Source organism: Achromobacter sp. E1 (genome assembly GCF_037039475.1).
GTDB classification, from domain to species: Bacteria; Pseudomonadota; Gammaproteobacteria; order Burkholderiales; family Burkholderiaceae_B; genus Achromobacter; species Achromobacter mucicolens.
This window is the reverse complement of record NZ_CP146253.1, coordinates 4210333-4223801: the sequence shown is the minus strand read 5'-3', so window position 1 is coordinate 4223801 and position 13469 is coordinate 4210333. Positions and strand designations below refer to the sequence as shown.

The following is a 13469-nucleotide window of genomic DNA, read 5'->3' as shown; positions in this document are numbered from 1 at the left end:
TTGTTGAGGCGACGCCAGCTTCAATCGCCGGTCGTGGCCGCCGTCAGGGCAGTCAGCGCCGCGAGCAACGCCGTGTCGGCACCGTCAGGCGCAGATGCCACCGCCGTGCGCACCTTTTGCGCCAAAGCGCTGTTGAAATCGGCCGCAATGTCGGTGCGCAGTGTGACCCGCCGGCCGGTCTTGTCCAGAAGCATGTCCGGCGCTACCCCCACCGAGTCCAGCCGGGCGCCATCGGCGCGGTGGACGCGGGCGGTGGTGATCACCAACGCGCCCTGGTTGCCGGGCAGGGACCGCACGGTCTGGATCGTGCCCGCGCCCAGGGTTGCCGTGCCGATCAGCAAGGCCCGGCCGTGGTCCTGCAGCGCGGCCGCCACGATCTCGGCGCCGGCGCCCGTGCGGTGATCAACGAGCACCACCACCGGAACCCCCTGCTGAACGAGGGGGGCGCGGGCGCGCAAGGTGCGCGCATTGTCCGGCGTGCGACCGCGCAGGCTGCCGATCTCGGATCCTTCGGGCAGCACCATGCCGGCGACCAGTTCGGCGGCGTCGAGCAGCCCGCCGGCGTTGCCGCGCAGGTCCAGCACCAGTCCCGCCAGCGGCGCTTCGGCATGCGCGGACGCTGCGTCGAGCGCGTCTTTCAGCTGGCGGCCCGTTCGACTGTCGAAAGCGGAGATCCGGATCACCGCAATCGCGCCATCCAGATCCCAACGCACCGTGGGAGGCGCCTGTACAGGTCCGCGCACGGGCTGCGCCGTGATCGCGCTGGCCGAGCCCGGCCGGCGCAGTGTGAGCGTGGTGGGGGTGCCTGCCGTGCCGCGCAGCAATGCGACGGCTTCTGGCAAGGGCAGGCCCGCGGTGGCACGGCCGTCCACGTGGGTCACGATGTCGCCGGACTGGACGCCGGCGCGTTCGCCTGGGCTGCCGGGCAGGGGCCGCACGACGGTCAGGGCACCGTCCCGGATCGACAGCTCCAGACCGACGGATGCCGGCGGGGCAGCCAGTTCAGCGCGCGTTGCGACGCGGCTGTAGGCGTCCAGACCCGCCATCATGCCGCGCAGGGCCGCGTCCAGCGCCATCTCGCGCGGTGTGCCGTCGGCAAAACGCAGGATCTCGCCGGTCAGGATGCGGATCTGGGGTGTCATACCTTCCGTCTGATGCCCGGTCAGGACGGCCTGTTCGATCGCGGCCTTACGCGATGGATCTTCAGCGCCTGGCAGCGCCTTGAGCGCGCTCAGGCCGTTCACCACGAGTACACGTGAATCCAGGGGATCAACGTACTGGTTTACAACCTGAGTCATGGCAGATGCGAGCGTGGCTTCGATCTCCTGGCGCGTCATGGCCGCGGCAGACGCGTGCACGATCGTGCACGCCCACAGCAGGGCGCAAAGCGATTGTTGCAGCGCACGCCCGCGCCCGGCGATCGATGCCTGCTTTTTCGCGGGCGCTGGCCCCGTCCCGCTCGAAGGCGGAGATAGTAAGGGCGCGCAGACGAGGGCGGTCCGGAACGCTCCAGCCCAAAAGGCAAAGAAAAGTTTCGTCATCCTGCGCGATCCTACCGGCAAGCGAAAGACTGATGGAGTGCCTCGCTGACCAGCGGGCCGGCATTCTCTTCGAGCCGGCTGGCTGGCAGCTTGGTCAAGTAGCTGTATACCCTGTCCTTCAATTCGTGGGGCAGGACGCCGGTCGGGCTGCACCAGAGCGCGCCCTGTGTCTGGTCCGCGATCCCTGCCACGTAGGCCTGTGCATAGGCGGAAGAGAATTGGCGGCGAAGTGATGCGTCGTGAAAAGCCGAGGGCATCCGACCTTCCAGGGCCGCAGCCAGCTCGACACCGGTAAAGTGCCAGGTCCGGGCTTCCTGCGCCTGGCTGATCGCGCAGGCAGACAGCATGACAACCAGTGCTACGCGTCTCATTGACATCTTTACCCTTTGGCCCGCGCGGTGGGGCCTGTCATGTACCTTCTGTTTTTCTACGGATATCGCAGGCCTGGTCTCAAAGACGGTCGAGTTGATCTCGCGGGTGGAACTCTGCGTCGTCCTTGCCTTCCAGCATCGCGTCTACCATCCCCTCGAATGCGCCCGCGGCATGACCGAACGCATCGGAAGCCAGAAACTCGGATCCGCCTTTTCCGGCCAGTCCAAGCGCAGCAACAGTTTCCCGTTCGCCTTCCTCTCCCCAGATGTAATCGTGAACCACCGCAAGGCCTCGACCCTCTGCCTCGAGAAAATCGGCCGCGCCTCGCGCTACCGTCAGAAAAACGATGAGGTCGTAGAGATTTTCGGAATAGGTCAGCGACCCCGCAACGAAGTGCGTGTCCGAAGAATCGTAGGCCGCAACCTTGATGTTGTCGGCCTCGGCGGATTGCATGATGGCCCGCAGCGCCGCGCGATTGTCCGAATGGCGAGCCAGCATGGCGTCGCATTCCGAAACAAGCTTACCCAAATCCTGGTCGCTGGAGGCAGCCAAATCCTTGCCTTCCGACAGATGCCACTGCCCGCCGATAGTGCGCCAGTCTGACCATCTTGATGCCGCCGGCACAGGGGCAGCGAGCCATCGGGATAGATTCCCGCGGGACATCTGGAGTTTGAGAAAGGCAGAATAGGGTTCGGACATGGCAGCTATCGATCCTCAGGTTCTCAGCAACTTTGCTTTTATCAAAATGACGGTGCAAATTCTACGGTTGCGTCTTCACCACGGCCTGCCGCAGGATGTCGTAGACCGACAGGCCCGGGAGTCGCGAGAAGAAGGTGTTTCTATCGGCGGAAGCTGTCCACGCGGACCACAGCGTCAGCACGGAAAGCTGGCCATGCTTCCATGCGACCAGCGCCTCGATGTCGCCCGCGTCGCGGCCCTTCTTGTCTTCGACGGAAAACCGGAAGGTACGCGCGGCAAACCCCTGGTCCACCAACGCACTATCCTCTTCGCTCGACACCAGCACGGGAGGCTGCGCGTCGGATGTCTGCTTGACGAAGTAATCCTTCACGAGCGTGGCGCCGGCTGTTTCAAGGTCGGGTTTCTCCTTCATGTTCTGGACGAAGAGCCAAACCAACCCGACATCCTTTCCGTTCTTACGCCTGACCATGTGCAGCTCGGCGGGAAGTGGTCCATGAAAATCGTTGATGGGAATGTCCCATCCATCCGGGATGCGAATCCGGTGTTCCACGTTGCTGATACGAAGCGGGATATCCTGCATCTCCCGTCCGAAACTCGATTGCTGCCCGTTGGCCCACGAAAGACTGTCAATGAGCGCCGTGGCGTATTGATCGGCTTCATGCACCAGATTGTTCGCGGCATCCATGCTGGCGGCACGGCTCACGTCGACGATGAAGAAAACGCCCACCGCCTGTTTTTCGCGGACAAAGCAATAACTGATAGCGGCGCTCTTCGGCTTCCCGTTGTCGGCTTTCTGGGCCAGAAGTCCCACTTCTGTCAGGTCGTCCGAACTTTTGGAGATTCGCGGTACATACCCGAGTGCTTCCACTTCGAAAGTGCAGAGTCGCCATGCCGTGGCGGGCGCCGGCAGGTTGTAGCCCAAAATGCTGGTCTCGATCTCCGGATTGTTTTTATCCGACGTGATTTTTCCAATCACCTTCACGTTGCCGATGGTGTCCGGCGGATTGGGCTCCATGGGCGCGGTCTGCACGTTCGCATCTCGTGGAACGGTGCTTTCGAAATTTAAGGCAGGCGCTGAAAAATCGAATTGCCGGGTTACCCGTGGTCCGCCATCAGGCGATGCGTCATTACCTAAAGCGAAAGCCGATCCCATGGTAGTCAGTGCAAAAATTGGCACCGCGAACATCGTGTTGGCGAGGCAAAGATTCATTTTCTTGGTGCTCACTTGCGTCTCTCGATTTGACGTTCTGGGCGATGCTGGTGCATTTGGTATCGTCGCTTATCTCCGATTGCTGGCTGGGCTATCACCGAAGGCGCGAAGCGCCGTTTCCTACCGTATGTTTTTGGGCGGTTGGAGACCTTCGTGGCCGTCTGCTTGCGACCCAGACCGGCCACTCAGGCGCGGCTTGCCAAAATCTGCAGGTTTGATGGAAAATCGATAGTAATTCTCATTACTAAATTTTCAATCCGGAGCGCCTGGTGTCCACTCCTCCCACTGCCGTATCAGCGATACATACGCTTTACAGCGACAATCATGGGTGGCTGCTGGGGTGGTTGCGCCGTCGTGTGGGCGATCCTTTCGACGCGGCTGATTTAATGCAGGACACCTTCGTCAGGGTGTTGAAGACGCATACAGGGCGATGCGGCGCGGCCAACGCCCAGCCCGCCGCTGACATTCGGGAACCGCGCGCCTATCTGGCGACCATCGCCAAAAGCCTGATGATCGATTTCTTCCGGCGCCAAACGCTGGAGCGGACCTATCTCGAGGTTTTGGCCGCACTCCCACCGCAGGAGGTGCCTTCGCTCGAAACGCAGGCCGTGTTGCGTAGCGCCTTGATCGAGATCGACGCCATGCTCGACGGACTCGGATTGAAGGTCAAGCAGGCCTTCTTGATGGCGCAGTGCGAAGACCTGCCCTATGCCGAGATTGCCCGCCGTCTAGGGGTATCGCGTCGCAGCGTGGACAATTATCTGGCGCGCGCCATGGCGCATTGCTGCCTGCTCTTGCCGTGAGCGGCACGCCGATGTCTACGGAGACACCGCCCAGCGCGCGGGACCTGCGCGCCATCAAGGAGGCCGCCACCTGGTACGCGCGCCTTAGTTCGGAAGCCGCCACCGCCAACGATCGCAACGCCTGGAGCCACTGGCTCGCCAGCGACGCCACCCACCGCGCCGCGTGGGGCAAGGTCGAGCAGGTCTGCCGCCAGATGGGCCGCCTGCGAGGCAACATCGCCCGCCCCACGCTGGCGCCGGCTAAGGCGTCGCGCCGCGCAGTGTTGCGTAACATCGGCCTCGTGGCAGGCGCTGGCGCCGCCTCCTGGCTGGGATGGCGCACCCTGCCGTGGGAAGGCTGGACTGCCGACTACCGCAGCGCCGTCGGCGAACGGCGCAACATCAAGCTTGCGGACGGCTCGTCCATGCTGATGGACACCGATACCGCCGTCGACGTCACGTTCGACGCCCAGGCGCGCATCCTGGACCTGCGATCGGGCGCCATTCTGGTCTCCACGCATCCCGACCCCGCCGCCACGCCGCGCCCCTTACTCGTGCGAACGCGCCAGGGCACGGCCACCGCGCTAGGCACGCGTTACACGGTCAAGACCGAAGATGGCTGGACGCGCGTGGCCGTCCTGGAAAAGTCGGTCCGCATTGAGCCCGTACAGGGGCAGAGGGCCGTCGTCCTGCATGCTGGCCAGCAGGCGCGGTTCAGCCGAGACACTGTCGAACCCCCCAAGCCAAACGACATCACTACCGCGGCATGGACTAGTGGCAACCTCGTCGCGTTGGACATGCCGCTGGGCCAACTGGCGGCCGAGCTGGGCAGATATCGGCGCGGCGGTCTGGGGTGCGACGCCGAGGTTGCCCACCTGCTGGTGTCGGGCTCTTTTCCGCTGGACAACACCGATCAGGCCCTGGCCGCGTTGACGCACGGCTTTCCGGTCAAGACCGCGCGAGTGCTTGGCTATTGGACCCGGCTTGTCGCGCGTTGAAGCGTGCGGACGCCGCTCTCTGTAACCGTCCAAATTTATTTTTGAAGAATTTGCGTCTTCGGGCCGTCTCGTTCGTCCTCTCAGGCAGAACCTTCATTTCGCGTCTTCCTGAGAGACTTCATGTCGTACAACCAGTCTGTTCACGCCCCTTCCGCGTCCGGCATGCGCCTGCGCGTCTTGCCGTCCCATTTGGCGCTATTGTTCACGGTGTCGACCCTGCTGGCCTCACCGCTGCTGCATGCGCAAGGCGCCGTCATGGCCTCCGAGTCCTCCGCCCGCCGTTTCGACATTCCTGGCGGGCCGCTGGCCCAGGTGATCAGCCAGTATGCGAGCGCAGCCGGCGTGGCCATTTCGTTCGACGCTGCACAAACGCGTGGCCTGACCTCTGCTGGCGTGCATGGCACGTATAAGGTGGATGCGGGCTTCGGGGTCGCACTGGCGGGTAGTGGACTGCAGGCCGTCCGCGGCGCGCAGGGCGCTTACACGCTGCAGGCTTTGCCCGCAGCGGGATCCGTTGTCACCCTCCCCAGCATCGCCGTGACCGCCTCTTCCGAGCGGCCTGCCGACGACGGCTTCGTAGCGCTGCGTTCGTCGGCAGGTACCAAGACCAATACGCCCCTGATCGAGATTCCCCAAGCTATCAGCGTCGTCAGTCGCGAAGAGATGGATCAGCGGGGCGTGCAGAACTTCAATTCCGCAGTGGCGTACACACCCGGCATTCGCGCCATCGACTACCCGGGCGGGCAAGGCGCGCCCGACATCTACCTTCGAGGTTTCCGCGCCTTTAACCTCTTCTCGACGTTCCGGGACGGCCTGCGCGCGGGCTTTAACCAGTACGACATCGATATCGAGACCTACGGGCTGGAACGGATCGACGTTATCAAGGGGCCGTCGTCCGTGCTGTACGGGCAAATCGCCCCGGGCGGGCTGGTCGACATGACGACTAAGCGCCCGACCGAAACGCCGCTGCATGAAATCGAATTGCAGGGGGGGAACTTGGGGCGCCGCCAGGCTGCGTTCGACTTTGCCGGTCCAGTGGACCAGGAGGGCAAGTGGTTTTACCGGATCACCGGCGTGGCGCGCGATAGCGGCACGCAGGTGGACCATTCGCCCGACGACCGGCTCTATCTGGCGCCGTCGCTGACATGGCGTCCAACCGACCGGACCAACGTCACCGTCTACGCCAGCTACCAGAAATCCAAGCGCGGCGGTTCGGAACAAAGCCTCCCGCTCACCGGCACCGTCAATGACAACCCGGCTGGCCGCTTCCCGTCAGACGTTTTCCTGGGACAACCCGAGCTGACACACTACACGGTCGAAAACACCTCGGTCGGCTATGAAATCGAACATGCCGCTACGGAAAACTGGACCGTGCGTCAGAAGGCGCGGTACACGCATGCCGACGTGGATTACGTGTCCAGCGGTGCACGCAACAGCGCGCAACTGACCGACGGACGCTACTACACGTTCGGCATGCAGGACCGCCCGAAAAGCACCGACACCTTCCTGGTCGACACCAATGTCGAAGGCCGCATTTCGACGGGCGCCGTCCAGCACACCGTTCTGGCAGGCCTGGACTATGGATACTATTCCGGCCGCGAGTCCCGCACCGGGGGCACCAACGGCACGGTGGACATCTTCAATCCCGTCTACACCAATACCACCACGTGGAACAGCTTTAAATCGGTGGACGGCAAGAGCCAGGTCTATCAGACCGGGTTGTATGTGCAGGACCAACTGCGCTATGAGCGCTGGATTTTGACGCTGGGCGGCCGTTACGACTGGGCCACCAACAAGGAGTCCGACTATCTGTCCGATGCGTCGAGCACAGTCAACTCGGAAGCCTTCACTGGCCGTAGCGGACTGACCTATCTTTTCGACAACGGCATCGCGCCGTACGTCAGCTATTCCACATCGTTCCAGCCCGCCTCAGGCACGCTGGCGCCGGCACGGGGCGGCGGTAATTTTGATCCGACCAAGGGCAAGCAGTACGAAGTCGGCATCAAGTACCAGCCTCCGGGTTCCGACAGCATGATCACGGCGTCCCTGTTTCAGTTGACGCAGCAAAACGTCACGACCGCGGACCCTTTGTACTCCGGCTATTCGGTGCAGGACGGCGAGGTGCGCTCGCGCGGGCTGGAGTTGGAAGCGAAGACCTCGCTGGCCGCTGGCCTGAACGTGGCGGCGTCTTACACCTATCTGGATGCCGAGATCACCAAGCACAATGCCAATCTCGTCACCGGCGTTAGCAAGAAAGGCCTACGCCCAGCGTCGGTGCCGCGTCACATGGCGGGCATGTTCGTCGACTACACCGTGCGCACCGGGCCGCTCGCCGGGCTGGGCCTGGGCAGCGGCGTCCGGTATGTTGGGTCGTCCTACAACGCGGCCAATACGATCAAGATCGGCGGGTACACCCTGGTTGATGCGGTGGTCAGATATGACCTGGGTCAATTGAGTCAAGGTCTCAAGGGCTTGCGCGCTTCGATTAGTGCGACCAACCTCTTTGATAAACGCTATTTCACCCCGGGCTTCTACGATCAGTCCGTGTTTTACGGCAACCGGCGCGCCGTGGTGGGGACATTGAGCTATAGCTGGTGATTTCACCGAATCGCGTGCTGGAGGACAAGGGATTCGGCTGATGGGTTAATTCGGTATTACGGTAGCGTCGAGCAGGCTGCTTCTGACCGGCAAGCGTTCGCTCGCCGGCCGCGATGCATCAAACCTCTGTTTGTTCAGCCATCTCAAGCGCATCGTCGACCTCGATGCCAAGGTAGCGGACTGTGCTTTCTAGCTTTGTATGCCCGAGCAGCAGTTGTACAGCCCGAAGATTCTTCGTCCGGCGGTAGATCAGCGAGGCTTTTGTACGGCGCATAGTGTGGGTTCCATATGCGGTATCGTCTAGGCCAATCGATGCGACCCAGCGATGCACAATCCGGGCGTACTGCCGCGTCGACAGATGCGAGGACGTATGCAAACGGCTCGGAAACAGAAAATCCGTCGCCTTTAGCCCTCGCGCCTCGATCCATGCTTCAACGCTCTCACGGTTTTGCTGCGTAATCTCGAATTGGACCGGACGCTGGGTCTTCTGTTGCATGACGGTTGCTCTCGTGGCTACGTGACTTTCGTGACGGATGTCCAGTACCTGCAATCGCGTGAGATCGCACGCTCGAAGCTTGCTATCAATCGCGAGATTGAACATCGCAAGTTCCCTGATGTTCGAAGCCATCTGAAGTTTCATTCGGATTGCCCAAATTTCTCGGAGCTTTAGGGGCGGCTTCTGCCCAGTGAGCTTGCCCTTGTTCCATGGCACACGACCGTCAACGGTGCCATTCGCGGATTCCATGACAATCTCCTTTCGAGTAAGGGGAGATTCAGTGTGCGCCTTCGGAGGGGCGCTATCCGACCCACAGCAGCCCTCTGTGCGGTCAGGGAGTACAGATCGAAAGCCGAGGCCATCGGTGGCTGAATCGCTTGGACTTCACACGGTGCAAAAACGTTGAGACGCTCGCCCGACGAGGGTTGTGCCGAACTCGCAGTTCAAACAGGTCATTCAATCCGTACGGCGCTATGACCTTCAATGATTCATAACCGTCCAGGTAAATCCCAACGCAGGTGGCGAACTCTGGCCAAGTGGCCAGCCCATCGTCCAAAGACGTTAGGGGTGAAACCACCTGGCCGAGGGCTTCTGCGAACCACTCGTGCACTCTGGCCTGGTTTGTCACTTCCCAAGTGAGCGAGGGAAGGAGAAGATGCAGCCGCTCTTGAAGTTCGGCATCCAGAGCTAGAGGCGCTTCGGCATCAAAGTACGCAACGTCCACGTCATCCACGTTCGAGGGCACCTGAAAGCCATGCAAGTTATCCCAAACCAAGGATCTGATGGCCCCTGCACCGATGCACCACGAGGGTAAACCAAGGCAGCGAACCGCCCGCAGCGCGGCCATCAGTTGCTCAGAGGATTCGACGAGGTCGCATAGTCGTTGCTCATAGCCTGCTCGAACGTTCGCCATCATTTCGCCGGAAAATGGAATCTCGGGGTGGTTGATATGTGGAAATAGCATATCCGGAATCATCGCCCGTCCGCTTCTGGCCGGAAGCCGCCACTGACCACAGGGGCATCGGAGCCCTCCATGCCCGAATCCGCCGGCTTAGACCGTTGCGAAAATTTAATCGCGCCTATCGCGAAGTAGGCCTTTTACAACTGCAGGCTCTCCGTTCGCACAGACCAAGAATCGCCCACGCATTGGCCGGCATTACCGGGCAAAGCCAACTGCCGAACTCCATTCCCCACTCCCCAGGTTTCCCCTAATCAAATTTCCCTTGCGGAAAATCAATGCTCTATAGGACACTTTGTGTCATAGCGCCGCGACGGCGTATACAAGGGGAATGGCATGAAGGTCTTGGGCATGGTGGCAGCATTGGCAATGACGGCGGGATTGGTGGGACACGCGCAGGCGGCGTTTCCAGAGCGGACGATCCGGCTGGTGGTGCCGTTTGGCGCCGGCGGCATTACGGATATCGTGGCGCGGCAGGTGGGCAAGGGAATGGGGGACGTGTTGGGGCAGGGGATCGTGATCGAGAACCGGCCCGGTGCGGGGGGCGTAATCGCGGCGCAGGTGGCGGCGACGGCGCCGGCCGATGGGTACACGATATTCATGGGGACGGTGGGCACGCAGGTGGTGAACCCGTTGATCTACGCCAAGCTCAGCTACGACGCCGACAAGTTTGCGCCGGTAGGGATGGTGTCCGGGTCGCCGTATCTACTGGCCGTGCGTGCGGGTGTGCCCGCGGCGTCGTTCGCCGAGTTCGTCAAGCATGCCAAGGCCAATCCCGCGAAGCTGAATTTCGGCTCGGCCGGTAACGCCAGTTCGCCGCACCTGGGCCTGGAACTCTTGAAGCTGACTGCGGGCGTGGACATCGTGCATGTGCCGTTCAAGAGCGGCAGCGAGGCCGTGAATGCGGCGATCGGCGAGCAGGTGGATGTGGTGATGGACGCCAGTCCGGTCATCATGCCGCACGTCGCGTCCGGCAAGTTGCGGGCGCTGGCGGTGGCGTCGGACAAGCGGCTGCCGTCTGCGCCCGCAGTGCCAACCAGCGTCGAGGCGGGCGATGCGGGCCTGCAGATCAGTTCGTGGAATGCGTTCTTTGCACCCGCCGGCACGCCGCCGGACGTGGTGGCCGCGCTAAGTGCGGCATTGCAAAAGACGCTGGCCTTGCCCGATTTGAAGGAACGGCTGGCGGCGCAGGGCACGCAGCTTTACACGGGTACGCCCGAGGAATATCAGCGCTTCATCGGCGGCGAAAAGACCAAGTGGGCCGAGATCGTGAAGCGCGCCAATATCAAGATGGATTAGGAAACACGCATATGGAAAGGAGCTACGCATGAATACCGGGGCGTCCCACCCGCTGGCGGGCAAGCCGCTGGAACTGGCCGATACGCTGCGGTCGGGCAACGCGTGGAAGATCCGGCTGGCCTGCGGGCTGATGGGCCTGCCGGTCAGGCGGCGCACGTTCGACATCGTTCAGGGCGACCTGGAAACCGAGGCGTTCGCGCGCATCAATCCGTGGCGGCAGGTGCCGGCGCTGTTGACGCCGGAAGGGCAGTGGCTGGCGGAGTCTCAGGCGATCCTGTGGTATCTGGGCATGGGCACGTCGTGGCTGCCGGAGGACCGGCTGGCGCAGGCGCAGGTGTCGAGCTGGCTGAGTTTCGAGCAGACGCAGCACATGCACGCGTTCGCGCAGCCGCGCCTCTTGATTCACCTGCGCCAGACCGCCAAGACGGACGATCCCGACATGGTGGCGTGGCGCGCGGCGGGCATGAAGGCCGCCGCGCTGATGGACGCTCACCTGGTGAGCCGCGAGTTTCTGGTGGGCGCCTCGCCCACCATCGCGGACATCGCGCTGTACCCCTACACGAGCATGGCGGGCGAGGGCGGATACGACCTGTCCGGCTTTGCGCACATCACTGCCTGGCTGGCCCGCATGCGTGCCTTGCCGGGATTTACGCCGTTGATGGAAACGGCATGACGGAGACATGATGGCCGATACGATGCACCTGGGAAAGGACGAACTGATTGCGCGCGCGCAGGCCGAGATGCAGCGTCAGTTCGACACGCCGCAATGGACCTTGCGCGAGCGGCTGGCGCTGACCTGCCGCATCCTCTTTGACGGCGGGCATGATTCGGGCCTGGCGGGCCAGATCACGGCACGCGCCGACGCGCCCGACCGCTATTTCACGCAGCGTTTGGGGTTGGGCTTCGACGAGATCACGGCCAGCAACCTGCTGCTGGTGGACGAAGACCTGCGCGTGCAGGAAGGCGGCGGCATGCCCAATCCCGCAAACCGCTTTCATTCGTGGATCTACCGCGCGCGGCCCGACGTGAACTGCATCATCCACACGCATCCGCTGCACGTGGCGTCGCTGTCGATGCTGGAGGTTCCGCTTGAGGTCTCGCACATGGACAACTGCCCGCTCTACGGCGACGTGGCGTTCCTGAAGGACTGGCCGGGCGTGCCGGTGGGCAACGAGGAAGGCGAGATCATTTCCAAGGCGCTGGGTTCCAAGCGCGCCATCCTGTTGTCGCATCACGGCATGCTGATTGCGGCCGGGTCGGTGGAAGAAGCCTGCGTGCTGGCGCTGCAGTTCGAGCGCGCCGCGCGCATGCAGCTGCTGGCGATGGCCGCGGGCAAGATCCAGCCGATTCCGCCGGAACTGGGCCGCGAGGCGCACGACTGGATTCTGACGCCCAAGCGGTCGCAGGTGGGGTTCTCGTACTACGCGCGCCGCGCCCTGCGGGCGCATCCTGATGTGCTGAGCTAGGCGAAGCAGGGCGGGGCGGCTCGACGGCGGCGGGCTTTTGGGGCATTCTTGCCGGTTGTATTTGCGCATTCCCTGCCCATGATCGACCTGCCGCACCGCCTACGCACCCTGCGCCGCCAGCAAACCCTGTCCCTGGAACAGCTGGCGCAGCGCACGGGATTGACCAAAAGCTATCTCTCCAAACTGGAGCGGGGCTTGAGCGAGCCATCGATTTCCACGGTGCTGCGCCTGGCCGAGGCCTATGGCGTGGGCGTGTCCCAACTGGTCGGGGACGACGGCGCCGCGCAAGACGAAGTGGTCAGCGTGGTGCGCGTGGCCGACCGGGAGGCCCTGCAGCGGCGCGGCCTGGGCAGCGAGTACCATTACGAGTCGCTGGCGGGGCGGCGCAAGGTCAAGGCGATGGAGCCTTTCGTTGTGCATCCGCCGCGCGAATTTCCGGACGCCGCCGCGGTGTTTCCGCATCCGGGCGAGGAATTCCTGCTGGTGCTCAAAGGCGCCATCGAGGTCCACGTGGGCGAACGCCAGTTCCGCCTGGAAACCGGCGATTCCGTCTATTTCGACTCTGAATTGCCGCACCGCATGCGCACCGTCAGCCGGGCCATGGCCGAGGTGCTGGTGGTGGCGGCGCACTGAACGCTCGGGGCCGGCGCACTGACTCGCTATTGAAAGACACAGGATCAACGATGAAAAACGATCAATCGCGGCTTGTCCGCATCGATGCCGGCCCGATGAAGAACCCGGTGCCCGGCAAGCCGCGCCGCCCGATTTCGGGCGATGCCGCGTTTCGTACCGTGACCGCCTTTGAAGGCAACGCGGGCAAGGCCGAGGCCGGCGTGTGGGAAAGCACGGCGGGTTCGTTCCAGTCCAACACCACCGGCTACATCGAATTCGGCTATATCGTCGAAGGCGCCGCGCGTCTGGTGGACCCGGACGGCACGGTGCACGAGCTGACCGTGGGCGAAGCCTTTGTCATGCCCGAAGGCTATACGGGCCGCTGGGAAGTCGACCACTTCGTCAAGAAGATCTATTTCATCACCCGCATGGGCTGAC

General features: G+C 62.9%; 14 protein-coding genes. 8 read left to right on the top strand and 6 right to left on the bottom strand.

Annotated elements, in window-relative coordinates:
* Positions 1 to 20: 20 nt before the first annotated feature.
* The 4 genes from V6V88_RS19595 to V6V88_RS19580 all read right to left on the bottom strand — a co-directional run bounded on the left by V6V88_RS19595 (position 21) and on the right by V6V88_RS19580 (position 3837).
* Positions 21 to 1298 (bottom strand): S41 family peptidase, encoded by a 1278-nt coding sequence (locus V6V88_RS19595; RefSeq protein ID WP_338616053.1) that lies wholly within the window; start codon positions 1296 to 1298, stop codon positions 21 to 23.
* 254 nt (positions 1299 to 1552) lie between these two features.
* Positions 1553 to 1888 carry a Rap1a/Tai family immunity protein gene (locus V6V88_RS19590; protein ID WP_338616052.1) on the bottom strand — a complete coding sequence of 112 codons (336 nt, stop codon included), beginning with the start codon at positions 1886 to 1888 and terminating at the stop codon, positions 1553 to 1555.
* Positions 1889 to 1991: 103 nt separating this feature from the next.
* Entirely contained in the window at positions 1992 to 2612 is a 621-nt protein-coding gene (locus V6V88_RS19585) for a hypothetical protein (protein WP_338616050.1), read from the bottom strand.
* Between the two features lie 61 nt (positions 2613 to 2673).
* Positions 2674 to 3837, bottom strand: coding sequence for a hypothetical protein (locus V6V88_RS19580; RefSeq protein WP_338616048.1), 1164 nt, complete (start codon positions 3835 to 3837; stop codon positions 2674 to 2676).
* Positions 3838 to 4121: 284 nt separating this feature from the next.
* Between V6V88_RS19580 and V6V88_RS19575 the strand changes: the two genes are divergently transcribed.
* The 3 genes from V6V88_RS19575 (at position 4122) to V6V88_RS19565 (ending at position 8200) form a co-directional block, all read left to right on the top strand.
* Complete coding sequence (locus V6V88_RS19575) at positions 4122 to 4625, top strand: sigma-70 family RNA polymerase sigma factor (protein ID WP_338619659.1); 504 nt, start codon at positions 4122 to 4124, stop codon at positions 4623 to 4625.
* An 11-nt stretch (positions 4626 to 4636) separates the two neighbouring features.
* Positions 4637 to 5602: a FecR domain-containing protein gene (locus tag V6V88_RS19570; RefSeq protein WP_338616047.1), complete on the top strand. Its 966-nt coding sequence runs from the start codon at positions 4637 to 4639 to the stop codon at positions 5600 to 5602.
* Positions 5603 to 5722: 120 nt separating this feature from the next.
* Positions 5723 to 8200: a TonB-dependent siderophore receptor gene (locus V6V88_RS19565; protein WP_338616046.1), complete on the top strand. Its 2478-nt coding sequence runs from the start codon at positions 5723 to 5725 to the stop codon at positions 8198 to 8200.
* A 118-nt stretch (positions 8201 to 8318) separates the two neighbouring features.
* Here V6V88_RS19565 and V6V88_RS19560 read toward each other — a convergent pair whose 3' ends face one another.
* Positions 8319 to 8945, bottom strand: coding sequence for a tyrosine-type recombinase/integrase (locus V6V88_RS19560; protein WP_338616045.1), 627 nt, complete (start codon positions 8943 to 8945; stop codon positions 8319 to 8321).
* Positions 8946 to 9027: 82 nt separating this feature from the next.
* Positions 9028 to 9672 (bottom strand): nucleotidyltransferase family protein, encoded by a 645-nt coding sequence (locus V6V88_RS19555; protein ID WP_338616043.1) that lies wholly within the window; start codon positions 9670 to 9672, stop codon positions 9028 to 9030.
* A 318-nt stretch (positions 9673 to 9990) separates the two neighbouring features.
* On the opposite strand from V6V88_RS19555, the gene V6V88_RS19550 reads away from it, so the two are divergent.
* The 5 genes from V6V88_RS19550 to V6V88_RS19530 all read left to right on the top strand — a co-directional run bounded on the left by V6V88_RS19550 (position 9991) and on the right by V6V88_RS19530 (position 13468).
* Positions 9991 to 10953 carry a tripartite tricarboxylate transporter substrate binding protein gene (locus V6V88_RS19550; RefSeq protein WP_338616041.1) on the top strand — a complete coding sequence of 321 codons (963 nt, stop codon included), beginning with the start codon at positions 9991 to 9993 and terminating at the stop codon, positions 10951 to 10953.
* Between the two features lie 28 nt (positions 10954 to 10981).
* Entirely contained in the window at positions 10982 to 11626 is a 645-nt protein-coding gene (locus V6V88_RS19545) for a glutathione S-transferase family protein (protein ID WP_338616040.1), read from the top strand.
* A gap of 10 nt (positions 11627 to 11636) precedes the next feature.
* Positions 11637 to 12419, top strand: a complete 783-nt coding sequence (locus V6V88_RS19540; RefSeq protein ID WP_056324545.1) for an aldolase — start codon at positions 11637 to 11639, stop codon at positions 12417 to 12419.
* A 78-nt stretch (positions 12420 to 12497) separates the two neighbouring features.
* A complete protein-coding gene (locus V6V88_RS19535) occupies positions 12498 to 13052 on the top strand; it encodes an XRE family transcriptional regulator (protein ID WP_056323110.1) in 555 nt (184 codons plus the stop codon).
* Between the two features lie 50 nt (positions 13053 to 13102).
* Positions 13103 to 13468 (top strand): cupin domain-containing protein, encoded by a 366-nt coding sequence (locus V6V88_RS19530; protein ID WP_056323113.1) that lies wholly within the window; start codon positions 13103 to 13105, stop codon positions 13466 to 13468.
* Position 13469 lies beyond the last annotated feature (1 nt).

What these genes read in the sequence shown, in the direction of transcription:
- V6V88_RS19545 (WP_338616040.1), top strand. Translation starts at nt 10,982, where the DNA reads ATGAATACCGGGGCGTCCCACCCGCTGGCGGGCAAGCCGCTGGAACTG.
- V6V88_RS19560 (WP_338616045.1), bottom strand. Translation starts at nt 8,945, where the DNA reads ATGGAATCCGCGAATGGCACCGTTGACGGTCGTGTGCCATGGAACAAG.
- V6V88_RS19565 (WP_338616046.1), top strand. Translation starts at nt 5,723, where the DNA reads ATGTCGTACAACCAGTCTGTTCACGCCCCTTCCGCGTCCGGCATGCGC.
- V6V88_RS19585 (WP_338616050.1), bottom strand. Translation starts at nt 2,612, where the DNA reads ATGTCCGAACCCTATTCTGCCTTTCTCAAACTCCAGATGTCCCGCGGG.
- V6V88_RS19535 (WP_056323110.1), top strand. Translation starts at nt 12,498, where the DNA reads ATGATCGACCTGCCGCACCGCCTACGCACCCTGCGCCGCCAGCAAACC.
- V6V88_RS19540 (WP_056324545.1), top strand. Translation starts at nt 11,637, where the DNA reads ATGGCCGATACGATGCACCTGGGAAAGGACGAACTGATTGCGCGCGCG.
- V6V88_RS19555 (WP_338616043.1), bottom strand. Translation starts at nt 9,672, where the DNA reads ATGATTCCGGATATGCTATTTCCACATATCAACCACCCCGAGATTCCA.
- V6V88_RS19590 (WP_338616052.1), bottom strand. Translation starts at nt 1,888, where the DNA reads ATGCTGTCTGCCTGCGCGATCAGCCAGGCGCAGGAAGCCCGGACCTGG.
- V6V88_RS19530 (WP_056323113.1), top strand. Translation starts at nt 13,103, where the DNA reads ATGAAAAACGATCAATCGCGGCTTGTCCGCATCGATGCCGGCCCGATG.
- V6V88_RS19595 (WP_338616053.1), bottom strand. Translation starts at nt 1,298, where the DNA reads ATGACTCAGGTTGTAAACCAGTACGTTGATCCCCTGGATTCACGTGTA.
- V6V88_RS19570 (WP_338616047.1), top strand. Translation starts at nt 4,637, where the DNA reads ATGTCTACGGAGACACCGCCCAGCGCGCGGGACCTGCGCGCCATCAAG.
- V6V88_RS19550 (WP_338616041.1), top strand. Translation starts at nt 9,991, where the DNA reads ATGAAGGTCTTGGGCATGGTGGCAGCATTGGCAATGACGGCGGGATTG.